This window comes from Halorubrum xinjiangense (assembly GCF_900102375.1).
Lineage (GTDB): Archaea > Halobacteriota > Halobacteria > Halobacteriales > Haloferacaceae > Halorubrum > Halorubrum xinjiangense.
Genome location: NZ_FNBO01000001.1, coordinates 1 through 24,655, shown reverse-complemented (window position 1 = coordinate 24,655; position 24,655 = coordinate 1). Strand labels below are relative to the sequence as shown.

Sequence of the window (24,655 nt, the reverse complement as noted above, 5' to 3'; positions counted from 1 at the left end):
TTCGAGACGCCTCCGGCGTCTCGTCATGACGAAAGGCGCAAAGCGCCTTTCGAACGACAGCGAGCGTGCGCCGCCCTCCCGGCTGGGGCTTTGGCGGTATTCTCCGCCGATCCGCGATCAGCCATTTATAAGCGAACGGCTGGGACTTTGGTGGCGTTCGCCGCCGATCCACCAGCAACCATTTATAAAAGCTATAGCTCGACGCCTGAAGCGGCGACCGACTCGTCTCAGCGAGAGTGATCTGGTCGCCGGTTCGTTTAATAAGCGCCGCCCGAACCCCAGTACGTGGACGAACTCGTCGTGAGCACGGAGGTGTACGCCGACCCCGAAGAGGTGTACGCGTTCCTGCTCGATTTCCCGCGGTACGCGAACTACTCCGAGTACCTCCGGGAGGTCCGGACCGTCACCGGCGACGGCGGTCCCGGGACCCGGTACGCACTCACGTTCGCGTGGTGGAAGATCTCCTACACCGCCCGCTCGGAGGTGACCGGCGTCGAGCCGCCCGAGCGGATCGACTGGGAGATCACGAAGGATATCGACGCCGGCGGGTGTTGGCGCGTGACGCCGGCCGAGACCGACGAGGGCGACGAAGCGACCGATGAAGAAACCGCCGACCCGAGCGACGACGCTCCCTGCGAGGTCGCGCTCGAAGTCGAGTTCGACCCCGGCTCGGCCAGCTCCGACGCGCTCGACCTGCCGCGGCTGGTCTCGTTCGACTGGGTGTTGAAGAAGGCGATCCCGCTGATCCGAAGCGAGGCGGAGCGCGTCGTCGAGCGCGCCGTTCAGGACCTCGAAGGCTCGACGCGGGACGTCGACCTCGACGTGTACGTGGATTCAGACCGAATCTGACGCCGCATCCGCCTCCGGACCGACCGCGTCCCTGAGTCGAAGGCCTTAATATATCCAGCGGGGAACGAAAAGATGCGTTCGCGGGCTCGTAGATCAGTGGTAGATCATCCCCCTGGCACGGGGAAGGCCCGGGGTTCAAATCCCCGCGAGTCCACTCCTTCACTCCCTTCGGTCGTTCAGTCGTTCCCTCGCTTGGTCCCACTCGCTCACTCCGTTCGCTCGCGGGACCCCCGCGAGTCCATTCAGCACCCTCCAGTCGCCTCATTTCCTCGTTCTCTTGTGGCGCAGCGGTCGACAAGGTCGCCGATACCGGCGGGGAGCGGCTTAGAAGGAACTCGCGTGTGACCGCGTCAGCGATGCTCGTCGATCCAGCGACACCACGCGTCGAAGTCCTCCGCGCCGCACTGGTCTGCGATCGACTGGAGCGTCCCGATCTTCACCCGGTCGTGTAGCGGGACGGTGACGGTTCGGACCTCGCCGGTGTCGGGATTCGTGTACTTCAGAATCGCGTGGCTTCCGCGCTGTCGGTCTTTGCGGTAATTGAAAGAAGTGAGGACGGTGACTATCTCTCGGCCGGAGAAGTTTCGCGGCGGACCGCTCATTCCTCGAACCAGGGAGCGTCCGGTTCTGGCGCGTCCGTGTCCGCCTCGCGGGCTTCCTTCGTCAGTTCGACCGCCTCGTCGAGGTTCGAAAGCGCCTCCTCGCGCGTCTCGCCTTGGCTGGCGACGTTCAGCTCCTGGTCGATCGCCGACCAACCGCCCTCATCCTCTTCGATCAGACGGATCTCCCGGCCAGTACTCATGGGTAATGGTAGTCGTCACCGTGGAATAAGCGTTCTGTCGCTCCGAGACTGCGCCGAAGGACGGACGGGCTCGCTCGCCCGCTCTCACTCCGGCCACGCCTCCCGCTCCCGCCGCTCCGCCTCGCCAGTGAGCTCCGGCGGCACCTCCTCCAACAGCACCGGCGCGAGCGACGCGCCGACGTGCCACGCGACCACCTCGTCGTCCAACGACTCCAGTCGCACGTCCTCCTGCCCGTAGTACTCGCCCGCGACCGTACAGGAGCCGCCACCGTCGGCGAAGCAGACGTCGCCGCGCTCGTCGTAGGTGATCTGAATGTGCGCGTCGCGCGCCTCGTCGACGAACTCCCACGCGAACGCGTCGCTCCCGGCAAGGTCGTCGCGGCCCGCGAAGTGGTCGAGCGCCGCGGCCACCTCGTCCTCGACGGGGCCCGTGACCGCGCCGTCGTCGGCGCGCAGGTGGACCTTCACCGGCTGGTGGGTCGCGAGCGTGCTCGTCGCGCTCATCAGCCCGGCCGGCTCCGCACCGTGTTCGAGCCCCTGAACGTGCCCGAGCTCGTGGATGATCGTCGCGTTCATCTCCGCGTCGGAGATCCGGGGGTCGACGGTCGCGGTCATCGGCGTCCGCGGCTCGTCGACGAGGAGGTCGGCGCAGCCGAAGTACCGCGTGTCGTTGCCCTCCACGCCGCAGCGCTCCACGCGGTCGAACCGGAGGATGACGTCGGCGCGGTCCTCCTCGCCGACGCGATCGTACGCGACCGGGTAGCCGAGGTAGCGCTCGTCGTTGCGCTCCCAGTACCTCGTCGCGGCCGCGACGACGTCCGAGACGTTCCGGTCGACCCCCTCGTCGTCCACGTACAGCCGGAGCGCCGTCTTCCCGTACGGGCTCGGGTGATCGAGCGCGACGGTCCGGTCGCGGGTCTCGTTCGGGGTCTCGACGACGAGCCGGTGGTCGCCCTCGTCCCCTCGGACGGCTTCGAGCGTGACCGAGCGGGTCGCGGACTCCCCGCCGTCGAGAGCGATATCGAGGGTCCGCGACGCGTTCTCGTCGTCGCCGAACCGCACCGTCACCGGGCGGGTCCCGGCGCGGTCGCCGCGGTTCCGAACGGTCACGTCGACGACGAGGTCGTCGCCGTAGCCGACGGTTTCTGGCGCGTCGAGCGCCGCGACCGCGAACGTCGCCGGACGGACGCGCTCGACGACGATCGTCCGCGTCTCGGTGACGTCGCCGGCGGAGACGGCGATCTCGTACTCGCCGGGGTCGAGCGTCGCGGTGTCGAGGGCGGCCGTCACCGTCGTCTCGTTGCCGGGCGGCACGGAGCGGTTCTCGCTCGCGACCGTCCGCCCGTCGAGTCGGATCGCGACCGAGAGCGGCGCGGTCCCGTCGGCGTCGACGCTCTGTCGAACGGTCGCGGCGACCGTCGCCTCCTCTCCCTGCGTCACCGACGCCGGCGCGGAGACGGTCTCGATCGACAGCGAGGCGTCGCCGAGGAGGCCGCCGGGCGCCGCGTCGCCGCCGATGCCGCCGCAGCCGGCCAGCGCGACGAGCAGGACCGCGGCGGCGACGGCTCGGGTGTCGGGCATCGTCGTCCGCCCCTCGACGGCGGAGACGTATAACGTTCGTTTCATCGCCCGGTCACGTCTCGGCATGCTGGACGGGGGGATCGCCGGGGATCCCCTCGCCGCGGATCTCCCCCGCCGCGGAGCGTCCCCGCCGCCGATTGCCTTCACCGCAGATCCTTGCGTCCCCTCTCAGAACAGCGTCGGGAACAACAGGTAGACGAACCCCGCGGTCAGTAGTCCGCCGACCCCGACGTAGTAGGCGACCGGGATCAGGTTCAGCCGGACGACGCGACCGGTCTTCCCCACGAGTCCGACCGTCGCGAGCGCGGCGATCACGTTGTGGATCGCGATCGTGTTACCGATCGCCGCGCCGATCGTCTGCGCGCCGACGAGCAGCTGCGTCGAGAGCCCGAGCTCCTGGGCGATCTCGAACTGGAACGCCGCGAACGTAACGTTGCTCACGGTGATCGACCCCGCGATGAACGCGCCGAGGGTGCCGACCACGGGCGCGAACAGCGGGTACGCGGCGCCGAACGTCGAGGCGGTCGCGTCCGCGAGCACGACGATCATGCTGCCGTCGGCGGTCGCGCCCGGGTGCGCCGCGGTCTGGAGCATCACCTCGACCATCGCGATAACGAAGACGAGCGAGACGGCGGGCGAGACGATCTTCGCGCCGGCCTCGCGCCACGCGCTCGTCACCTCGTCCGCCGACATCCCGAACACCGGCACCGCGATCAGCGCGCTGACGAGCAGCCACGTCCCCGGGACGTACGCCCAGCCGATCGCCCCGTCGATCGTCGTGCCGAGGATGTCAGAGAGCGCGATCGTCATCAACGGTCCCTCCTGAAGGAAGGTCGCGATCGGGCCGATCACGCGGGTCCCGATGAGGAGGACGACGAGTGCGAGGTACGGCGACCACGCGCGCAACAGCGATATCTCGGCGCCGTCGACATCGCCGGGACCGCCCCCGTCCGCCTCCCCGCCGCCCGTCGCGGCGCCGGTGCCGGCCGTCTCGCTGCCGGGCTCGATGCTCCCCACCCAGTGGTCCGGCCACGACTCGCGGGGCGGGAACGTCCACTCATCGTCGGGCAGCAGGTACCCGGCCCGGAGCACCGCGACGACGGCGCCGCCGCCGACCATGGCCGCGATGAGCGACGGCAGCTCCGGGCCGACGAACCACGCCGCCGCGACGTACGGCACCGCGAACGCGACCCCGGCGAACAGACAGAGCGGCGCCACGGCGAGCGCCGGCCCGAGCGAGCGCTCGTCGGGGTCGACCGCGCCGAAGAAGTACACGACCATCGCCACGGCGAGGAACGGCATTAACACCCCGAGGAGGCCGTTGAACACGGCGGCCCACCCGCCGGCCGCGGTCGAGTACGTCGCCACCGACTCGAACCCGCCGGCGGCGATCGCGTCGGCGACCGCGTCGAGCGGCTGCTCGAACCCGACGATGACCGGCGTCCCCACCGCGCCGAAGACGGTCGCGACCGCGTGGCCGATCAGCGCGGCGACGACCGCGGCGAACGCCGGGAACCCGAGCGCCAGGAGCAGCGGCGCGACCACGGCCGCGGGCGTCCCGAAGCCGGCGACGCCCTCGATGAACGTCGCGAGGAAGAAGCCGAGCAGCACGACCTGGACGCGCCGGTCGTCGCTTATCGACGCGAAGCCCGCGTTGATCCGGTCGACCGCGCCGGAGTTCATCAGGGTGTAGAGGAGCACCAGCGCGCCCAACACGATCCACAGGATCTCGACGGCCGCCATTGCGCCGTTGACCGAGGCCGCGATGATCCACTCGACCGGCATCCCCCACGCGAGGAACGCCACCGCGGCGGCCGCCAGCCACGCGACGGGCATCGCCCGCGAGGCCGGCCACAGCAGGCCGACGAGCAGCGCGGCGACGACGACGAGCGGCACCAGCGCCAGCGGCGCGCCCGCGCCGAGCGTCATCGTCGTCCACCCCCTGCGCCGAGCGTCATCGCCGTCCACCCTTCGTGCCGCGCTCGCGACTCCGCCTCTCCCCGCCATCGACGACCCGAAGCGACAGAGTGCCCCGCGCCGACTCGCTGCTTCGATTCACGTCGGTATATCTGAATTATCTGTGTAATAAACGCCACGGGCAATTCTCGGGGACCGAGCCCGGTCGAGGGCTTCGTGCCCCTCGGTGTCCGGTCCACCCTCGCTCTCCGGGGGAGGGGGGCTCGTCGCGGACCGATACCGGCTTGTCGCCGCGCGGCCAAGCGACTGCGTGACGCTCCGACGCGACGTTCTCGCGGCGATCGACGCCGACCGCGGCGCATTCCGGACCAGGCTGTCGGCGCTGGCGGACGAACACGGATGCGATGTCGTCTCGGCGGTGCCGGAAGCCGTCCACCCCGCCGACCGGACGGAGCGCGAGGCGACTCTCGTCGATCGCGTGCGCGTATTTGACGACCTCCCGCTCGGACTCACCCTCACCGGCCCGGCGTATCGCGACACGCCGATCGTCTACGTCAACCGCTGGTTTCGGGACCGGACGGGCTACGCGCTCGACGAGCTCCGCGGCCGGAACCCCCGGCTGCTTCAGGGACCCGACGCCGACGAGGGCACTCGCGCCGATGAGGAGGCTCGCGCGGACCGAAACGCCCGCGCGGACCGAAACGCCCGCGCGGACGGGGCCGCTCGCGCCGACATCCGCGAGGCGCTGTCGACGTGGTCGACGGTCACCGTCGAACTCCGCAACCGGCGCCGTGACGGCACCCCGTTCGCGAATCGGATCACGTTGCGGCCGCTGTTCGGCGACGCGGGAACGGTCACGCACTGGATCGCGGCGCAGGAACCGGGGCCGATCGGCGCACCGGACGCCGATGTCGAGTGAGCGACCGGTCCCCCGAGCGGTTCACCGCAGCGTCGACGTCGGGACGACCGACGGGAGGACACCGCCGCCGGTCGCGTCCTCGACGACCGCCTCGGCGACGTGCTCGCCGCTGAGCAGGCACATCGGCATCCCGATGCCGGGGTTGGTGTACGCCCCGACGTAGTAGAGGCCGTCGACGCCGGGCGCGCGGTGCGCGGGGCGGAGCGGGCCCGTCTGTCCGAGCGTGTGCGACAGCGCCAGCGCGGTGCCGCGCGGCGCGTTGAACCGCTGCCGGAAGTCGGAGACGCAGGCGGTCTCCTCGAAGACGATCCGGTCGCGGAAGTCGACGCCCGCGTGCTCGGCGAGGTCGTCGAACACCAGGTCGCGGAACCGCTCGCGGGTCTCCGGGTCGTCCTCTAACCCGGCCGCCAGCGGGACGAGCAGGAAGACGGCCTCGTGGCCGTCGGGCGCCGCCTCGGGGTCCGTCTTCGAGGGGACGTGGACGTAGTACGCGGGATCGTCGGGCCACGCCGGCTCGTCGAAGATGTCGTCGAAGTGCGGGCGCCAGTCCGTCGGGAAGACGAGCGTGTGGTGGTCCAGGTCGACATCGCCCTCGACGCCGAGGTACGCGAGGTACGCCGAGGGGGCGTACGTCCGCGACTCCCAGTACGACTCGCGGTCGACCGTCCCCGCGGGGAGGAGGTCGCGCTCGACGTGCGGCGGCGGCGCGTTCGCCACGACGCGGTCGAAGCGGTCGCTTGACGGCGTCGCGGCCGAGTCACCGTCCCCCCCGCGCCGCTCCGTCTCGACGGTGAACTTCGGGACGGACGCGGCGACCGACGGTTCGATCGCGGTCACCGGCTCGCTCGTCCGGATCGAGACGCCGAGCTCGCGCGCGAGGTCGGCCATCGCGTCGACGACGCTCGCGATCCCGCCGACCGGGTGGTAGACGCCGAGGTTCATGTCGACGTGGCTCATCAGCGTGTAGATCGCGGGCGTGTTGTACGGCGACCCGCCGAGGAAGACGAGCTTGTACTCCGCGATCTGTCGGAGCTTCTCGCTGTCGAAGTAGTCGCCGACGTAGTCGTCCATCTCCCGGAGCTTCGGCAGGGCTCGGCCCGAGCGGAGCACGTCGGTGTCGACCATGTCGCGCAGCCGCGACCGGCTGGGGTAGACGAACCGGTCCATTCCGAGCTCGTACGCCTCCGCCGCGTCCGCGAGGTACTCGTCGAGGACCTCGCCCGCGCCCGACTCGTACGACTCGAACAGCGCCTTCTGCCCCTCGCGGTCGGCGGGCATCGACGCGCGGTCGCCGTCCTTCCAGATCACCTCGTACAGCGGGTCCAACTCGATTAGGTCGTAGTAGTCGTCGGTCGAGCGCCCGAAGTGCTCGAAGAAGCGGTCGAACACCTCCGGCATCAGGTACCAGGAAGGGCCGGTGTCGATCCGGAACCCGTCGCGCTCGATCCGTCCGGCGTACCCGCCCGGGTGTTCGTTCCGCTCGAACACCGTCACGTCCGCCCCCGCGTCGGCGAGGTACGAGGCCGCGGAGAGTCCGCCGAAGCCGGCACCGACGAGCGCGATCGACTCCCCGGCGAGCGGCTCGGCCGCGTGGTCCGGGTCCGGTTTATGTGACATTACATCACCCTACGCGTCCGGGAACGTTTACCCTGCGGTCATACCATGTTAGGGGCGCCGCCGTCGGTCGACTCCCGCGAGCTCGTCAGGCGTCCTCCCCGACGCTCTCGCCTTGGAGCCGCCGGGCGCCGAGCGCGAACAGCCCCAGCCCGATCAGGTAGAGCCGCCACCCGCTGTTCGCGATGGGGAACCGGCGGTCGACCGGCTCCTCGACGTCAACGTCGGGGTCGCGCGGCTGGACCGGGTTGTTGACGTGGACCGACTCGCTGGTGCCGCCCGCGCCCGCATCGACGGTCCGCGAACCCGTCTCCGGGTCGAGGCGGACGTCGACGAACGTCTGGACGAACCCGTCCGCCGTCGAGTAGAGTATCTCGCCGTCGAGGGCGAAAAAGCGGTCGCGGAGCGGCCAGAACGCGTTCACCCCGTCGAGGTGGGTCCAGTCGAGCGCGACGTGAGCGAACACGTGGACGAAGACGGCGACCCACGCGACCGCGATCCACCGAGGCGAGAGCCGCTCGCGGATCCACGACCGCTCTCGCACGCGGGTGTCGTAGTACAGCGCCAGCGCGGCGGCCGCGGGGAGGACGAAGTTGTGCCCCACCGTGCGGTGCGCGCCCGCCATGACCACGCCGAGGAAGCTGTCGGCCTCCGGGAGCACGAGGACGACGAGCAGGACCGCGAGCGCCCGCCGGTCGTAGTACGCCCCGAGCAGCCCCGCCGCGAGCAGCAGCGCAAACCCGGCGTGGACGACCGTCGAGGGCATTTAGCGGCTCACCTCGCCGTCGGTCGCCGCGCTTTCGCCTCCTCTCCCGCCCCCGCCGCGCCGCCGGAACCGGACCGCGAGTGTCGCGGCCGCGGCGGCGACGATGACCAGCTGCCACCCGCCGTCGACGAACCGGAACTCGCGGGCGGCGCCCGGGTCGAGACCGGGGCGTCCGTCGGGGTTGATCCACGAAGCCACCGGGTCAGCGACCGCTCCGCCGGCGCGCTCTAGCGGCAGGACTCCCGGTCCCTCCGCGCCCAGCGCGAGGAACGTCTGGACGACGCCCTCCCGCGTCGAGAACACGAGCCGCCCGCGGACGACGTAGCGCGCGTCCTCCAGCGGGTAGAGGAGCGCCGCCCCCTCGCCGGCGAACAGCGCCGACCCGATCCCGGCGACGACAAACGACGCGAGCGCGACCCACGCGACCCGCACCCCGCGGCGACCGAAGCGGTCGCGGAGCGTCGACGCCCCCGCGGGTCGGCGCACGGTGTCCCAGTACAGCAGTCCGCCGACGAGAACCGGCGCCCAGACGGCGTGGAGCAGGGCGTTCGTCGCGCCCGGCACGACGAGGCTCGCGGCCGCGTCGAGGGAGGGAAAGACCGCGGCCGCGACGACGACGGCGACCCCGCGCCGGTCGAACGCGTGCCCCAGCAGCGCGGCCGCGAGCAGCGCCCCCACGGCCGCGCTCACGAGCGTCGGTGCCATATCCGTCCTGACGCTCGGAAGCGAATAAGCGCTCCGGGCGGGTCAATCGCGGTCGGCCCGGTCGTCGCCATCGTCGGAGTCGAACTCCGACTCGGCGGGGTCGTCCGGGTCGTCACCGAACTCGAATCCGTCTGCGTCCGGCACCGATTCGTCGGCCTCGGCATCGGGGTCGGGCGTGTCGTGGTCACCGAGCTTGCGGTCGCCGGGCTCGCGGTCACCGAGCTTGCGGTCGCCGGGCTCGCGGTCGACGGTAATACCGTCGCTGCCGTCGCTATCGGCCGATCCGCCCTCGTCGTCCCCGGCCTCGTCGCCGAGGAGCGCGACGGCCATCAATCGGGCGCCGCCCGCGATCAGGTTCGTCAGGTGGAGGGCGACCAGGACGCCGACCAGTCCGAGCCCCGCCGCGAGGGCGGCCTCGGGTGCGGTGTCGACCGACCACACCAGCGGCTCGCCGTTCAGCTCGCCGAACTCCGGCGCGTAGGGGTACCGAACCGGGGCAGCGAGTAGCGGGAACGCGCTCACGAATACGTAGAGCGGCGCGAACGCCAGTACCACGAGCCAGAGCTTCAGCGAGAGGAACCCGAGCCCGCGCCACGTCGACGGCGCCGCGAGGTAGGCGCGAACGGTCGCGACCGCGCCCGCAGAGCCGTCGTCCGCGGCGGCGGGGAGGTCGTCCGGCGCGACCAAGTCGGTGCCGAGCAGGCGGTTCGCCTGCCACCGTTCGAGCCCGGCGACGAGCCGCGAGCCGATGACTGCGGCGGCTAAGATTCCGATCCCGACGAGGACGACCGAAAATAGGAGTCCGAACACGAGCGCGAACGAGACGAACCCCGAGTAGACGACCGCCAGCGGGACCGCGATCAGCAGGTACAGCAGGTGGCGATACGTCCGGCCGTCGGCGACGACGCCGACGACCGGGAGGGCTGCGAGCGGTCGGAGGGAGACCATACCGCGACTGGTTCGCCGTCCGACAAAAATCGGTCGCTCGGCGACGGCGCGGGGCGGCCGCCGCCCGGCCCGCCGGACCTAGCCGAGGAAGAAGTCGATCGCGTTCCCGGACGACTGGCCCTTGTACAGCTCGGAGTAGCCGCACTCCGCACAAGAGACCACCACGAACCGACGGTTCTGGACGTCGAACATCTTGGTGAGCCCCGTCCCGCTGGTGGCGATTTCGTCGGTCTCCGTCTCGGTGCCGCCGCACTTCGGGCAGCCGTCGTCGCCGTCGCCGCCGAGCGACTGCCGGCGGTCGTCGGCCGTCGCGGCGTCGCCGCCCCCGGCCGAGCCGTCGGCCGCGCGGTCCCATTCGTCGCTCGATTCGCCGTCGCCGAAGACGGAGTACTTCGTCTCGTCGTTCTCGGAGGGCATCGGTCGCTCCGTCTCCGCCGAGCGATAAACCTCTTGTGCCGCTACTCCGCGTTCGTCGCCTGCGCCGCCCCGGCGCCCCGGCACCCGCGCTGTCGCTCTCGTGTCGGGCTATTCGTCGACTTCGTCGTGGCTATTCGTCGACCTCGTGCCGTCTACTCGTCGATATCGTCGACGAGCTCGTCGGCGACCCCGGTGTAGCCGGCCGGGGTCAGCGCCTTCAGCTCCTCGCGGACCGCGTCGTCGACGTCGAGGTCGTCGAAGAGGTCGCGGAAGTCGTCGAGCGTCACCGACCGCCCGCGCGAGAGCGCCTTCACGCGCTCGTAGGCCTCGGTGTCGCCCTCCCGGCGCAAGATCGTCTGGACCGCCTCACCGATCACCTCGGGGGTCGCGTCCAGCTCCTCGCGCATGACGGTCTCGTTCGGGACGACCTTGTCGAGCCCGTCACCGGCCTTGGAGTAGCCGATCAGGCAGTGCGCCAGCGCGGCGCCGACGTTGCGCTTGACGGTGGAGTCCGAGAGGTCGCGCTGGAGCCGCGAGGTCGTCACGTAGTCGGCGAGGAAGGTGAGGTCGCTGTTCGCCTTCGAGAGGTTCCCCTCGCTGTTCTCGAAGTCGATCGGGTTCACCTTGTGGGGCATCGTCGACGACCCCGTCTCGCCCTCGACGGCCTCCTGACCGAGGTAGCGGTCGGAGACGTATAACCACGCGTCGAGGTCTAAATCGAGGAGGACGTTGTTGACGCCCCGCAGCGCGTCGAACAGCGCCGCGAGGTCGTCGCAGGGGTTCACCTGCGTCGCGAGCCCGGTGTGCTCGAGGTCGAGGTCACGGACGAACGACGCGGAGAACGCCCGCCAGTCGACGTCGGGGTAGGCGGCGCGGTGCGCGGCGTAGGTGCCCGAGGCGCCCGCCAGCTTCCCTGAGAGGTCCTCGTTCGCGACGACCACCCGTCCGAGTGCGCGGCCGAGCCGCGCGGCGTACACCGCCATCTCCTTGCCGAAGGTGGTCGGCGTCGCGGGCTGGCCGTGCGTGCGGGCTAACATCGGCGCGTCCCGGTGTTCCTGTGCCAGATCGACTAAGACGTCGCGCACCTCGCGGACCGCGGGGACGATCACCTCGCTCACCGCGGGCTTGAGCAGCAGCCGGTGCGCGAGGTTGTTCACGTCCTCGCTCGTGAGCCCGAAGTGGATCCACGGGTACAGCGACTCGGCGTCGTCGAGCGGGGCGTCGGCGTCCCCGTCCGGCCCGCCCTCGGCGAGCTCCGCCAGCCGGACGCGGAGGAAGTACTCGACCGCCTTCACGTCGTGGTTGGTGGCGTCGTACCCCGCGGCGCCCTCGGTTTCGAGGTCCTTGATCAGCCGCGCGTCCTCGGCGTCGAACTCCTCGTACAGCTCGCGGAGCGCCGCCGCGGTCGCCTCGTCGAAGCCGATCGGCGTCGCGTCGAGGGACGCCAGCGCGAGCAGGTACTCGACCTCGACGCGGGTCCGGGCGCGCATCAGCGCGGCCTCGCTCGCGTACGGAGACAGCGGCGCCGTCCGGCCGGCGTAGCGGCCGTCGAGCGGCGAGACGGCCGCGAGCGGGTCCGACCGGGAGAGCCCGGCGATGGCGTCGTCCGCCGTCGGTCCGGGGTCGTCCGCCGTCGGTTCGGAGTCGTCGGTCATGTCCGCGACTGCCCCCGGAGCCAGCAAAAGCGTGTCGATGGGGCGACGCACGGACGTGGATCTGTCTCGCCCTCGGGACGCGTCGAGACCGCGTTCCGATCCGCAAACGTGGATACTCTCGCGGCGCGGACCGCAATCGATATACCCGATCGGTCGGAGGCTCACACATGAAGATCGCGGGACTCGCGAGCAACCGGGGACGGAACCTCAGACACATCGCCGACGCCGCGCCCGGCGGGGCGGAGCTGTCGGTCGTCCTGACGAACCGCGAGCAGGCGCCCGTGTTGGGGGCCGCGACCGAGCGCCGGATCCCGACCGAGGTCGTCGAGCGCGAGGAGGGGGAGTCGCGCGAGTCGCACGAGCGCCGGATCGTCGAGCGCCTCTCCGACTACGACGTCGACCTCGTCTGTCTCGACGGCTACATGCGCGTGCTCACCGACGAGTTCCTCGACGCCGTCCCGACGACGCTGAACGTCCACCCCTCGTTGCTCCCGTCGTTCCCCGGCACGGACGCCCACGAGCAGGTGCTGGACGCGGGCGTCCGCACGACCGGCTGTACGGTCCACGTCGTCACCGAGGCGGTCGACGCCGGCCCGGTCGTCACCCAGGAGCCGATCCCGGTGTACGAGGACGACGACGCGGACTCGCTGAAGGCGCGCGTCCTCCGCGAGGCCGAGTTCACGGCGTACCCGCGGGCGGTCCGCTGGTTCGCCGAGGACCGCGTCACCGTCGAGCGCGACGCCGAGGGGAGCCCAGAACGCGTCGCGGTCGAGGGCGACGTTGGCGGTGACTTCCCGGAGCGACGGTTCGTCTCCGAGGAGCGGAGCGCCTCGCTGCGGTACGGAGAGAACCCCCATCAGGACGCCGCCCTGTACGTCGACGACGGCTGCGAGGAGGCGAGCGTCGTCGACGCCGCCCAGCTGAACCCCGGCGCGAAAGGGATGGGGTACAACAACTACAACGACGCCGACGCCGCCCTCGACCTCGTCAAGGAGTTCGACGAGCCCGCGGCCGCGGTGATCAAGCACACGAACCCCGCGGGCTGCGCGGTCGGCTCGGACCTCGCGGACGCGTACGACCGCGCGCTGCGCACCGACGCGAAGTCGGCGTTCGGCGGCATCGTCGCCCTGAACCGCGAGTGCGACGCCGACACCGCCACCGCCGTCGCCGACTCGTTCAAAGAGGTCGTCGTCGCGCCCGGCTACACCGACAGCGCGCTCGACGTGCTCACGGAGAAGAAGAACCTGCGCGTGCTCGACGTGGGCCCGCTCGGCGAGGGCGACGACCGCTTCTCCGAGCGGTTCACCGAGAAACCGGTCGTCGGCGGTCGCCTCGTTCAGGAGCGCGACCGGCAGTCGCCGACAACCGATGAGTTGGAGGTCGTCACCGAGCGCGAGCCGACCGACGAGCAGGTCGAGACGATGCTGTTCGCCTGGCAGACGCTGAAACACGTCAAATCGAACGGCATCCTCTTCGCGACCGGCACCGAGACGGTCGGCGTCGGGATGGGGCAGGTGTCCCGCGTCGACGCCGTGACGCTCGCCGCGATGAAGGCCGAGAAGGACGCGGAGGGCAAGTCCGCCGAAGGCGCCGTGATGGCCTCGGACGCCTTCTTCCCGTTCCCGGACGCCGTCGAGGAGGCGGCCGACGCCGGCATCGAGGCGATAATCCAGCCCGGCGGCTCTGTCAACGACGAGGACGTGATCGCCGCGGCCGACGAGCGCGACATGGCGATGGCGTTCACCGGGTCGCGCTGCTTCCGGCACGACTGAGACGTGTATATATAGGCTATACCGAACTGGTGACGAAGCCGCCCTACAGACCCAGCCGTTCTCATATAAATACTCGACTGCTGATCGGCGGCGAACACCGCCAAAGCCCCAGCCGCTCGCTTATAAATAACTGATTGTAGATCGACGACGAACATCTTCAAAGCCCCAGCCGCGAGGCGGTCGCACGCTCGCTGCGGTCCTCGGTCGCTCGCTTCGCTCGCTCCCGCCCTGCGGTCCTTACGTCGTCATCAGAACGCGGAGCGTTCTGATTGGCTCACGAGAGCTTTGCTCTCGTGAACGCCTGCGACCGCCTCACGACTGCCCCTTTGAGTCCCGCCCCGCACAGCACCGCCCCGCACCTCTTACCTCCCCAACCTCGTCGGTCGCCGTCGCTTCGCTCGGCGACCGACTCCCTCGCGCGTGCTCCTCGCGGCCGCCGAGGGCGGCCGCTCGCAGGCGCGCGCCACCGCGTCGTCTTCTATCAATCGTCGTCGCCAACGCTCTCGAATTTTTAAGAAACCCCTGGTGGAGTCGGCTCGATCCCTTTCCGCTCTGAAACCATAACCCCACGCGGACCGCCGGATCGACGCCGCTTTTTTCCCGGGCTGTCCTTGGCCCGGATCGGAGACGACCGTGGCCCAGTTCGGCAACTCGGTACGGCTGCTCGGGGACCGGGAGTTCGCGGCGCTCGCCGGGACCGCGTTCGCGCGCAGCCAGGCGTACTCGACGATCCTCATCGCGCTTGCGCTGTATGCCGACCTGTTCGGTACCACCGGGTTCATCGAGGGCCTGTTCGGTACTGCCTTCGCGATCGTCCAACTGGTCATCGTCCTCCCCTTAGGCCGGAAGGTCGACACCGGCAACGCGAAGCGGTGGCTGCTCGGCGGGTTTCTCATCAACGTCGCCGTCTTCGTCGGCTTCGCGTTGGTCGACAGCTCGGTCCACGTCGTCCTCGTGCGGATGGTCCAGGGGCTCGGCGCGAGCATCCTCTGGATCACGGGCGCGACGGTGATCGGCGAGATCAGTCCGGACGACGAGCAGGGCCGGTGGCTCGGCTCGTACAACCAGTTCGCTTCCTTCTCCTCGCTCGCGGGCGACCTCGTCGGCGGTTACCTCCTGTACGCGTACGGCTTCTCCGAGACGTACCTCGTCTTGACCCTCGTCACGCTCGCGGCGTTCGCCCTCGTCTTCGCCTTCCTCCGCGACAACCCCGGCGGCCGGAAGGACCCCGAGGACGCGGGCGGGATCGAGACGTTCCGGTCGCTGCTCGGGCTCCCGATGTTGCGCGCGCTCGTCTTCTTCCGGTTCACGTTTAGCGTCGGCAAGATGGCCGTGATAATCTTCCTCCCCATCTACGCGCGGACGACGTTCGGCATCTCCGCGTTCGCTATCGGCTGGATCATGGCGGGCGGGAAGGCGACGAAGGCGCTGACGCAGGGGTTCGTCGGCGACCTCACCGACCGCTACGAGCGCACGTACCTGTTCGTCGCGGTCGGCGCGCTCTTGTACGGCGTCGGCACGGCGATAATCCCGCTCGCGGCGTACTTCGAGGGGACCCTCGCGCCGGTCACCGTCTCCTATCTCGGCGACTCGCAGACACTCGGTGGGGCCTTCTTCGCGCTGTTCGCCGCCTACTCCCTGCTCGGGATCGCCGACTCGATCCGCCTGCCGGCGAGCATGTCGCTGTTCGTCAGCGAGGGCGAGGCGTACGACTCCGTCGCCAGCGCGATGAGCCTGCGCTCCGTCTCGTGGAAGGTCGGGCAGGTCGTCGGGCCCGTGCTGGTCGGCGTCACGATGGACGGGACGAGCACGGAGACGGGGTTCCTACTCGCGGCCGCCTTCATCGCGTTCGCGACCACCGGCTTCGCGTGGCAGGCGCGCGCCGCCCACCGCGCGGACCGGGACCCGGGAGCGGCGGTCCCAAGCGACGACTGATCCCAATCACGGCGCGACGACGGAACGTCCCGCTCAGAGGGTGTAGTCGTGCTCGCCCGTCTCCGACTCCAGGAAGGCCGTCAGCAGGTCGATCGTCGCCTCGACGTCGCCGCCGTCCGCGGTCTCGGTGACGGTGTGGAGGTACCGCGTCGGGATCGAGATGGCGCCGACCGGCTTCGCGCCCGCCGCGTTCTGGAACCCCGCGGTGTCGGTGCCGCCCGCGGGCAGCACTTCGTGCTGGTGATCGATCTCCTCGTCCTCCGCCACCTCCGTCAGGCGGCTGTGAACCTTCGGGCTGGTGATCACCGACGAGTCCTTCAGCTTCACCGCCGTCCCCTCGCCGAGCTCTGTGACGGCGTCGGCCGGGTCGCCGATCTGCGGCACGTCGTTGGCGACGGTGACGTCCAAGGCGACCGCGAGGTCGGGGTCGATGTCCACGCCGAGCGCCTGCGCGCCCCGGAGGCCGACCTCCTCTTGGACCGTCGCCGCGAAGTGGACCGTCACGTCTGGGTCCTCGATGCGGCGGGCGGCCTCGAAGGTCGCGAACAGGCAGATCCGGTCGTCGAGCGCCTTCCCCGTGACGCGGTCGCCCATGCGCGTCGTGGTCTGGTCGAGCGTGACGAGGTCGCCGACGCTCACGAGCTCTTCGACCGCCTCGGCGTCGCGCCCGAGGTCGATGAAGATGTCTTTCACCTCGTCGTCTTTCTCCTGCTGCTCCTCCGTCAGCGTGTGCGGCGGGACGGAGCCGATGACGCCCGTCAGGTCCTCGTCGCCGTGGACGGTGACGCGCTGTGCGCGCAGCACCCGGGCGTCGAAGCCGCCGAGCGGGTCGACCTGGACGAACCCCTCGTCGGTGACGTGGCGGACCATGAACCCGATCTCGTCCATGTGGGCCGCGACGGCGACGGAGTAGTCCGAGTCGCCCTCGATCGTGCCGACGACGTTGCCCATCGCGTCGGTCCGGACGCGGTCGACGCTGTCGGCGAACTCGCGGCGGACGATCTCGCGGACGTCGTCCTCGTAGCCGGGGACGCCGCGCGCCTCGGTCAGCTCTCGGAGCAGGTCGAAGTCGAAGTCGAACTCGCGTGGCATACGAAGACGTGACCGCGCCAGCGACAAAGGTCCGCAGGATCCGGCACGGCCGTCGGCCTTCGACGACAGCCGGGTCATCGACACCGCCGAGGTCCCGTTCTCGACTCTCGTCGCGGCGAGGCGATAGGGAAATACGATGAACGGCAACGAGAATCACTTATAAACCACCGCGGTGGCGCGTGCCGACGAGCGGCCGCCGGAGGCGGCCGTGAGTCGCACGCGCGAGGGAGTCGGCGATCCGGAGCGAAGCGGAGGACCGCCGACGACGCTGGGGAGGCGTGAGGTGCGGTTGCGGTCGCTGTGCGGGGCGGGACTCAAAGGGGCAGTCGCGAGGCGGGCGCAGGCGACGTAAGCACCGCAACGAGGGAGCCGTAGCGACCGAGTGAGGAGCGCAACTAGCGTGCGCCCGCCTCGCGACTGGGGCTTTGGCGGTGTTCGCTGTCGATCTACTATTACCGATTTATAAGCGAACGGCTGGGGCTCTGGCGGTGTTCGAGTCGGTGCGTCACGCATTCAGAGGGCGTCACCGGAAAAGACAACCCTAAATACATTTACCGTTGTTCCGCAACCCTTTTGCGGTCGCTCTCGGGATATCGTGTGTATGAGCGACGTGAAAGCGGAACTCCGCGAACAGTTCATGGACGCGTTCGGCGGCGCAGACTTCCCCGTCGAGAACCAGATGGACCTCGTCCCGGCGCTGCCGGACGGTCCGGGGACGAAGTTCGAGGCCGGTGATGTGAGCTTCACCGCGATGGAGATGGCGGCGAAGCTCGGCAGTGAACAGGAGTTTCCCTACGACAACGCCGAAGCGCTCGTCGACGACATCCTCGACGGGCTCGAAGCGAAAGGAATGATCTGACCGGCGAGCGACGACGCACCGCTGTTCTCGCGAATCCGCTGTCGCCGTAGTTGACGCACCGCTGTTCTCGCGAATCCGCTGTCGCCGTAGTTGACGCACCGCTGTTCTCGCGAATCCGCTGTCGCCGTAGTTGACGCACCGCTGTTCTCGCGAATCCGCTGTCGCCGTAGTTGACGCACCGCTGTTCTCGCGAATCCGCTGTCGCCGTAGCCGACGCGCCGGCGGGAGGTTGATTACCGCGGAGCCGCTACGGCGGGTGTGTTCGCCGAGCTCACGACGCTGGTGCCGCGGTGGGTCCTCTGGGGGATCGGCCTCGGTGCCGTCGCCACCGCGGTCGTCGCGCTCGCCTTCTACCTCGGCGACCGGTTCGTCCCCCCTCCCGCCGCCGCGACCGGACGCCGCGGCGCCGCCGGCGACGAGCGCCGCCGCCGCGAGATCCGGACGTACCTGACCGCGGCCGGCGAGCGCTTCGCCGAGGACCACGGATTCGACGGCGTCTCGGTTCCCTTCTACCTCCCCGAGCGGGGCGTCGCCATCACCTTCGACGCGCACGACTACTTCCGGCTGGAGGGCGAGGGCGTCTACACCGTCCTCTGCGAGCACGAGATGCCGGGCCGCGGGCTCGGCCGCCGGCTCCCCTTCGACGTCGACGAGCCCGACTGGGCGACCGACGAGTCGACGAACTCACGCGCCGGCGGCTCCGGCCGCTTCGGCGGCGGTCGCTTCGGGGCCGACCGCTCCGCGGGCGCGTCGCGACCGCGCGCCCCCGCCGGCCGCGCAGACCCCGTCGGTGACGCCTTCGACGAGCTCGGCCTCGACCGCGACGCCGACCTCGACGCGGTGAAGGGCGCCTACCGCGAGCGCGTCAAGGAGACGCACCCGGACCAGGGCGGCGACGAGGAGTCGTTCCGGCGCGTCCGCGAGGCGTACGCCACCGCTCGCAACCACGCCGACGGCGGCCCGGCCGACCGCGACGCGGACCGCCGCCGCGAGCGCTCGACCGGGTACGGCCGGTGATCGGCTCGGCCCCTGATGCTGGCGTCGCCTTCGCGGAGCGGGCGGTGTACCTCTCCGAGGCCGACGCGCTCGTCGTCGCCGACCTCCACGTCGGCCGCGGCGAGGCCTCCGCCGTCTCTCTCCCGCTCGGCGAGCGCGCGGACCTCACCGACCGGCTCGGCGCCCTCCTCGACCGGTTCGACCCGGGGACGGTCGTCGTCGCGGGCGACGTCGTCCACACCTTCGACCGGGTCACCGACAGGGCTCGCGGGACCCTGAACGCGCTCCGCGACCGCTGCGAGGCGAGCGGCGCCGCCCTCGAACTCGTCGCGGGCAACCACGACGCCGCCCTCGCGAGCGCGTGGGACGGCCCGGTCCGCGAGGAGGTCGTCCTCGGCGGGACCGACGGCGGCGACACCTCGGGCGTCGGCTGCGACGCGCCCGACGCGCCCCGCACCGTCGTCTGTCACGGCCACGAGGAACCGTCCGCGGCGGCGGACCGCTACGTGATCGGCCACGTCCACCCGACGATCGAGATCGAGGGCGACCGCCGGCCCTGCGTCCTCCGCGGCGAGGGGACGTATCGCGGCGCGGACCTGCTGCTGCTGCCCGCGTTCACCCGGCTCGCCGCCGGCGTCCCGGTCAACGACGCGAGGACCACGGGGCTCGACTCCCCGCTCGTCGACGACGCGGCCGCGCTCGCGCCGATCGTGTACGACGCCGACGCCGGCGACGTCGGTGAGCCCCTCCGGTTCCCGCCGCTCGGCGCGTTCGACCGGCTGTTGTGAGTCCGATGCGGCCGGCGTCTCGCCCGGCTGTCGTGAGTCCGACGCGGGCGACGTCTCGCCCGGTGGCCTCCTCCCCGGACGGCGGTCGGCTCCCGGAGTCTCCGACGAACGTTTATGTGAATTCCGCGTGACGATCACACGCATGGAAGCAGCCAGGCTCCACGAGTACACGGACGACATGAGCGAGGGGCTCACGATCGACGAGGTAGACCGGCCGGCGGCGACGGGCCCGGACGACGTGATCGTCGAGGTCGAGGGGGCGGGGTGGTGCCAGACGGACAACCACATCATCGAGGGGATGTGGGCCGAGTACGTTCCCCAGGAGCTCCCACTGACCCTCGGCCACGAGAACGCCGGCACCGTCGTCGAGACGGGCGACGACGTCGACCTGGTCTCCCCGGGCGACCCGGTGATCTGCCACCCGGTTCAGACCTGCGGCACGTGTCGCCCCTGTCGGCTCGGCGAGACGATGTACTGCGAGAACGACGCGTTCAACGGGCTCACCACCGACGGCGGCTTCGCCGAGTACCTCCACACCAGCGAGCGCTCGGTGATCCCGCTCCCGTCCGGCGTCGAGCCGATCGACATCGCGCCCCACGCCGACGCCGGGATCACGGCGTACCACGCCGCGAAGAAGGCGGTCGGCGACCTGAACCCCGGCGACCACGCGGTCGTCATCGGCGTCGGCGGGCTCGGCCACATCGGCCTCCAGTGTCTCGACGCGATGAGCGCGGCCCGGATCACCGCGGTCGACCTCAAGGAGTCGGCGCTGAACCTCGCCGACAGCTACGGCGCCGACCACCTGATAAATCCGAGCGAGAAAGACGTGACCGCCGAGATCGAGGCGATCACGGACGGCACCGGCGCGGCGCAGGTGCTCGACTTCGTCGGCGAGGACGTGACGACCGCGTACGCCCCCGAGATCACCGCCGCCGGCGGCGACCACCACATCATCGGCTACGGCGGCCACGTCCACGAGCCGGCGCAGGCGCTGGTGAACGGCGAGTTCTCCTTCGTCGGCAACATCGTCGGGCGGTACGCCGAGCTGCAGGAGCTCGTCGCGCTCGTCGAGCAGGGCGACGTCGACCTCCACACCAGCCGCTACGATCTCGGCGAGATCAACACCGTCGCCGAGAAGCTCGAACACCGCGAGATCGACGGGCGCGCCGTCATCACGCCCTGAGCCGGGTTTCGATCGGCGAGACCCGACACAGCCCACGGAAGGTTTTTATCGCTCGTTGCGAACGCCCGGTATGGACCGCAGAGCCCTCCTCTCCGCTATCGGTGGGTCCGTCGGCGGCTCCGTCGTCGCGCTCTCCGGGTGCGTCGGCGAGACCGTCACGGACCCGGCGGCGAACGGGACCGACGACGAGACGAACGGGACCGACGACGGGCGATCGGACGACGGCGAGGGGTCGACCCCGTCGCTCGACGTCGAACTCCGGACGGTTCCCCACGTCGTCACCGCCTACGAGCCCTCGCCGAGCCGCGGGATCGACCCCAAAAACGTCGTCCCCGAGTCCGAGATCCCGGACGCGCTGCGCGACCCGCTCGCCGCCGCGCGCGACGGCGGGTTCGAGACCGAGGACCCGAGCGACGCGCTGCTGGCCGCGGTCGACGAGTTCCGCGTCTACGACCGGGGCGAGCTGAAGCCGTACGTCGATATCGACGGGACGCGCTATGCATTTGACCCGACGCTCCCGACGTTCACCGCGGAACTCGCGGACGAGGAGGCCGATGGGTACGACGAGGACCGCGTCCTCCGCGAGGCGGGGCAGCGCGACGACCTCCGCTCCGAGGCGGTCGAGACGTTCGTGCACGCGCTGACCGCCTACGGGACGAACGTGGCGCGCGGGGAGTACCGTCGGTGCGTCCGCCCGGACTCTGTCGCCGCGTTCCTCGACGAGTACGACTACTTGGAGGACATGCTGGGCGTCACCCGGATCGAGACGGCCGTCGAGAACGAGGACCCGCCGTACACGATCACGGCACGCGAGCTGTCCACGGCGGACATGTGGGAGCGCCCGGTGATCGACGAGTCGGAACTCGACGCGGAGCTTGTCACCTTCTTCGAGCGCGCGCTGGCGTCGGAACACCGGGCGCCCGCGCTGTCGGGAGACGACCGCAGCCAGCTCTTCGCCGACGAGGTGCCGGACGCCTACGAGGCGTTCGCCGCGGGGCGCGACGAGCCGGTCTACTACCGGATCGACGGGACGGTGTACGACATCGCCGTCGGCGAGCCGCGATACGACCGGCTCCCGGTGTCGGTCTCGGTCGAGCCGAGCGAGGACGCGCCCCGCCAGTTCACGCTCACCGTCGCGCCGGCGCCGGAGAACGCCGACGGCGACGCCCAGGGCCCGTACACGTTCACGAGCCGTGGCGCGCTGCCGAGCGCCCTCTGGACCTTCCACGAGGGCGAGCGGCGCTCGCTGGAGATCGTCGAGACCGAGGGCATCGAGGGGCCGCGACCGAACCGCAGCGACGGCCAGGCGCTGGAGTCGCTCGGCGCGGGCGACGAGATGGCAGCGACGTACGCGGTCCCCGAGGACCTCCCCGCGGACACGTACGTGAGCCGCGGGCTGTTCGGCGTCTCTTGGGGCGTCCCGGACCAGACGCCGGACGAACACGGGAGGTACCCGTTCGAGCTGGCGATTTCCGTCGCGTGAGCGGGGTGGATTGCCCGCCGACGCGTGAGCGCCCTCAGCGGTCGCGCTGACCGAGACGACTCCGCCCGCGGACGCGCCGCAGGCGTGGCTTAAATCAGCGTTTCACTCACGGGAAGTCCTTTACCGACCGTTCGCGATCTCGGCGTATGGATGGCTCCGCCTCGCCCGTGTCCGGCCGCTCGTCTCCGCAGTTGTGGTCGCTCTTTGCCGGCGTCTACGCCTTCGGCTGCGGCGCGGTCACGGCCCGTGTGCTGTCGGACATCCTTCGCGTGTTCACCCAGGTTATCGGGCTCCCCGAGTCGTTCCCGGTACCCCTCCTCGCGGCGCCGGCGCTGTTCGTCGGCGCTGCGGTCTGGTGGCTGCTCGTCGAACGCCGGCGCGCGTACACGTATCCCGCTGGAGTCGCGTTCGGCGCGCTCACGGCGCTCGTCACCGGACTCTGCTGGACCGCATGGTTCCTCGGCGTCTGGAGCGTCGACCTGCTCGCCGCCGGACCGACGCTGACCCTCATCGCGCTCGTGTTCGGGGTGTCGACGGCCGTCGGAACGCTGATCGGTCCGCCGATCGCCTTCTTCCGGCGGCGAAGCCGAGCGCGGTCGGCGGCCGACCCGACCGCTAACTCCTTGTGACCGGCGCGCACACCGATCCGCATGAACGAGAACGGCGCCGACGGCGCCGACCGCGCTGACGCCGCCGACCGCGCTGACGCCGCCGACCGCGCTGAGGCCGTCGACCGCGCTGAGGCCGTCGACCGCACTGACGCCGCCGACCGCGCTGACACCGACGACGCCGCGGCCGACCCCCTCGCCGACGAGGACGTCTATCGCGTGCTCGGCCCGGACGGCAGCCCCCTGCCGGACGCGACGGTCCCGGACCTGTCGGACGAGGAGTTCCGCGCGATCTATCGCGACCTGGTCGTCACGCGCCGGTTCGACGAGCGCGCGGTGAGCCTCCAGCGACAGGGGCGGATCGGAACGTACGCGCCCTGCGCGGGCCAGGAGGGCTCTGCGGTCGGATCGACGCACGCGCTCGCGGACCGCGACCTGATCAGCTACCAGTACCGCGAGCACGGCGCGGTCGTCGTCCGCGACCTCCTCGCCGAGTACCTCCCGTACTGGATGGGTCACGAGTCCGGAACGGAGGCGATCGCCGAGGGCAACGTCTTCCCCCTCAACATCGGGATCGCGGCGCATCTCCCGCACGCGGTCGGCGCCGCGTGGGCGTTCGACCACCGCGACGAGGACCGCGTCGTCGCCTGTCACTTCGGCGACGGCGCGACCAGCGAGGGCGACTTCCACGAGGCGATGAACTTCGCCGGCGTCTTCGACACGCCCACCCTCTTCTGCTGTCACAACAACGGCTGGGCCATCTCGATCCCGAGGGAGAGACAGACCGCGAGCGACACCTTCGCGCAGAAGGCGACCGCCTACGGCTTCGAGGGCGTCCGCGTCGACGGGATGGACCCGCTCGCGAGCTACGCGGTCACGCGGGAGGCGGCCGAGCGCGCGCGGAGCGGCGGGGACGAGTCGGGAGGCGACGGGGACGAGTCGGGAGGCGACGGCTCCGATGGGGACGACCCGCGCCCGGTCCTCATCGAGTTCGTCGAGTACCGGTTCGGCGCGCACACGACCGCCGACGACCCGACCGCCTACCGCGACCCCGACGACGTGGACCCGTGGCGCGCGCTCGACCCGCTCGACCGCATGGAGGCGTTCCTCCGCGAGACGGGTCGGATCGACGACGAGGGCGTCGCGGCGATCCGCGAGGAGGCCGACGACGTCGTCGCCGACGCGATCGACTTCGCCGAGTCGATCGAGGCCGAGCCGAGCGAGGTGTTCGAGGACGCGTACGCCGAGCTTCCGCCCGAGGTCCGCCGCCAGCGCGACGAACTGCTCGCGGCCGTCGAGAAGCACGGGGAGGGGGCGTTCCGGCGGGAGGAGTAGAAGCGCGAGGAGCCGCGGCGGCGGGGCGTGCGGCTCTGTTTATACAGACTGTAAGGTGAATACACCCGCCTTTAGGCGGGTGATAAAACCGACATACTGTTACATTTCCACCGATAGTCACACGGCCTGAATTTCCAATACACACTTTCAAATAGCAAGAATCGATATATAATGGTAAGGTCAGGTCGGAACGGAGCGGATTCCGAACGACCTTTGGAGGCGGTCTGTCCGCCCACAGTAACGAGGCAGTATCCGAAACGCCGACGTGGTGAACACGAATCCTCGAAGGGTTCGTCTCGTGCCTGTCGGCCTGAGTAAGCCCAAAGGTAACTCCAAATCCGCTAACGCACCAGCGACCTTCTGCTGGCAAAAACAACAGGAGAGGGTCAACGGCGCCGAGGATAGGAGTAACGGCCATTTGGCATGGCCAG

Annotated in this window: 22 protein-coding genes and 1 tRNA gene; 12 read left to right on the top strand and 11 right to left on the bottom strand. The window is 70.3% G+C overall.

From position 1 onward, the window contains the following. The first annotated feature begins 285 nt into the window (after positions 1-285). Entirely contained in the window at positions 286-849 is a 564-nt protein-coding gene (locus F3H13_RS00115; protein ID WP_149797050.1) for an SRPBCC family protein, read from the top strand. A gap of 82 nt (positions 850-931) precedes the next feature. Then, positions 932-1,003, top strand: a tRNA-Ala gene (locus F3H13_RS00110). Positions 1,004-1,199: 196 nt separating this feature from the next. Here F3H13_RS00110 and F3H13_RS00105 read toward each other — a convergent pair. The 4 genes from F3H13_RS00105 to F3H13_RS00090 all read right to left on the bottom strand — a co-directional run bounded on the left by F3H13_RS00105 (position 1,200) and on the right by F3H13_RS00090 (position 5,161). Then, positions 1,200-1,451: a type II toxin-antitoxin system HicA family toxin gene (locus F3H13_RS00105; RefSeq protein ID WP_149797049.1), complete on the bottom strand. Its 252-nt coding sequence runs from the start codon at positions 1,449-1,451 to the stop codon at positions 1,200-1,202. Next, complete coding sequence (locus F3H13_RS00100; RefSeq protein ID WP_092921224.1) at positions 1,448-1,651, bottom strand: type II toxin-antitoxin system HicB family antitoxin; 204 nt, start codon at positions 1,649-1,651, stop codon at positions 1,448-1,450. The genes F3H13_RS00105 and F3H13_RS00100 overlap by 4 nt, the downstream gene beginning before the upstream one ends. Positions 1,652-1,735: 84 nt before the next feature. Further along, positions 1,736-3,232 carry a zinc metalloprotease gene (locus F3H13_RS00095; RefSeq protein WP_149797517.1) on the bottom strand — a complete coding sequence of 499 codons (1,497 nt, stop codon included), beginning with the start codon at positions 3,230-3,232 and terminating at the stop codon, positions 1,736-1,738. Positions 3,233-3,400: 168 nt separating this feature from the next. Continuing rightward, positions 3,401-5,161 carry an L-lactate permease gene (locus F3H13_RS00090; RefSeq protein ID WP_149797048.1) on the bottom strand — a complete coding sequence of 587 codons (1,761 nt, stop codon included), beginning with the start codon at positions 5,159-5,161 and terminating at the stop codon, positions 3,401-3,403. 298 nt (positions 5,162-5,459) lie between these two features. Here F3H13_RS00090 and F3H13_RS00085 point away from each other — a divergent pair, with 298 nt between their 5' ends. Next, a complete protein-coding gene (locus F3H13_RS00085) occupies positions 5,460-6,068 on the top strand; it encodes a PAS domain-containing protein (RefSeq protein ID WP_149797047.1) in 609 nt (202 codons plus the stop codon). A gap of 21 nt (positions 6,069-6,089) precedes the next feature. Here the strand turns inward: F3H13_RS00085 and F3H13_RS00080 are convergent, their stop codons facing one another. The 6 genes from F3H13_RS00080 to purB all read right to left on the bottom strand — a co-directional run bounded on the left by F3H13_RS00080 (position 6,090) and on the right by purB (position 12,173). Continuing rightward, positions 6,090-7,685 (bottom strand): phytoene desaturase family protein, encoded by a 1,596-nt coding sequence (locus F3H13_RS00080; RefSeq protein WP_149797046.1) that lies wholly within the window; start codon positions 7,683-7,685, stop codon positions 6,090-6,092. An 85-nt stretch (positions 7,686-7,770) separates the two neighbouring features. After that, the gene (locus F3H13_RS00075) at positions 7,771-8,448 is read right to left on the bottom strand and encodes a metal-dependent hydrolase (protein ID WP_149797045.1); all 678 of its coding nucleotides are present in this window, start codon (positions 8,446-8,448) and stop codon (positions 7,771-7,773) included. Next, positions 8,449-9,153 carry a hypothetical protein gene (locus F3H13_RS00070; protein WP_149797044.1) on the bottom strand — a complete coding sequence of 235 codons (705 nt, stop codon included), beginning with the start codon at positions 9,151-9,153 and terminating at the stop codon, positions 8,449-8,451. Between the two features lie 42 nt (positions 9,154-9,195). Then, entirely contained in the window at positions 9,196-10,101 is a 906-nt protein-coding gene (locus F3H13_RS00065) for a sensor domain-containing protein (RefSeq protein ID WP_149797043.1), read from the bottom strand. A gap of 78 nt (positions 10,102-10,179) precedes the next feature. Further along, on the bottom strand, positions 10,180-10,518 hold the full coding sequence (locus tag F3H13_RS00060) for a zinc ribbon domain-containing protein (protein ID WP_149797042.1): 339 nt from the start codon (positions 10,516-10,518) through the stop codon (positions 10,180-10,182). A 152-nt stretch (positions 10,519-10,670) separates the two neighbouring features. After that, positions 10,671-12,173 carry an adenylosuccinate lyase gene (gene purB / locus F3H13_RS00055; RefSeq protein WP_149797041.1) on the bottom strand — a complete coding sequence of 501 codons (1,503 nt, stop codon included), beginning with the start codon at positions 12,171-12,173 and terminating at the stop codon, positions 10,671-10,673. Between the two features lie 167 nt (positions 12,174-12,340). Between purB and purN the strand changes: the two genes are divergently transcribed. Continuing rightward, positions 12,341-13,945: a phosphoribosylglycinamide formyltransferase gene (gene purN, locus F3H13_RS00050; RefSeq protein WP_149797040.1), complete on the top strand. Its 1,605-nt coding sequence runs from the start codon at positions 12,341-12,343 to the stop codon at positions 13,943-13,945. 633 nt (positions 13,946-14,578) lie between these two features. After that, positions 14,579-15,880: an MFS transporter gene (locus F3H13_RS00045; protein ID WP_149797039.1), complete on the top strand. Its 1,302-nt coding sequence runs from the start codon at positions 14,579-14,581 to the stop codon at positions 15,878-15,880. Positions 15,881-15,913: 33 nt separating this feature from the next. On the opposite strand, the gene F3H13_RS00040 is transcribed toward F3H13_RS00045, so the two are convergent. Continuing rightward, positions 15,914-16,972: a M42 family metallopeptidase gene (locus F3H13_RS00040; protein ID WP_149797038.1), complete on the bottom strand. Its 1,059-nt coding sequence runs from the start codon at positions 16,970-16,972 to the stop codon at positions 15,914-15,916. Between the two features lie 601 nt (positions 16,973-17,573). Between F3H13_RS00040 and F3H13_RS00035 the strand changes: the two genes are divergently transcribed. From F3H13_RS00035 to F3H13_RS00005, 7 genes are all read left to right on the top strand, one after another. Continuing rightward, complete coding sequence (locus F3H13_RS00035) at positions 17,574-17,831, top strand: MTH865 family protein (protein WP_149797037.1); 258 nt, start codon at positions 17,574-17,576, stop codon at positions 17,829-17,831. Between the two features lie 258 nt (positions 17,832-18,089). Next, positions 18,090-18,848, top strand: coding sequence for a J domain-containing protein (locus F3H13_RS00030; RefSeq protein WP_149797036.1), 759 nt, complete (start codon positions 18,090-18,092; stop codon positions 18,846-18,848). After that, positions 18,845-19,615 (top strand): metallophosphoesterase, encoded by a 771-nt coding sequence (locus F3H13_RS00025; RefSeq protein ID WP_149797035.1) that lies wholly within the window; start codon positions 18,845-18,847, stop codon positions 19,613-19,615. The genes F3H13_RS00030 and F3H13_RS00025 overlap by 4 nt, the downstream gene beginning before the upstream one ends. A gap of 142 nt (positions 19,616-19,757) precedes the next feature. Beyond that, positions 19,758-20,798 carry an NAD(P)-dependent alcohol dehydrogenase gene (locus F3H13_RS00020; protein ID WP_149797034.1) on the top strand — a complete coding sequence of 347 codons (1,041 nt, stop codon included), beginning with the start codon at positions 19,758-19,760 and terminating at the stop codon, positions 20,796-20,798. A 70-nt stretch (positions 20,799-20,868) separates the two neighbouring features. Then, a complete protein-coding gene (locus F3H13_RS00015; protein ID WP_149797033.1) occupies positions 20,869-22,281 on the top strand; it encodes a hypothetical protein in 1,413 nt (470 codons plus the stop codon). A gap of 146 nt (positions 22,282-22,427) precedes the next feature. Further along, complete coding sequence (locus F3H13_RS00010; protein ID WP_149797032.1) at positions 22,428-22,910, top strand: hypothetical protein; 483 nt, start codon at positions 22,428-22,430, stop codon at positions 22,908-22,910. Positions 22,911-22,931: 21 nt separating this feature from the next. Then, the gene (locus F3H13_RS00005) at positions 22,932-24,224 is read left to right on the top strand and encodes a thiamine pyrophosphate-dependent dehydrogenase E1 component subunit alpha (protein ID WP_149797031.1); all 1,293 of its coding nucleotides are present in this window, start codon (positions 22,932-22,934) and stop codon (positions 24,222-24,224) included. Positions 24,225-24,655 lie beyond the last annotated feature (431 nt).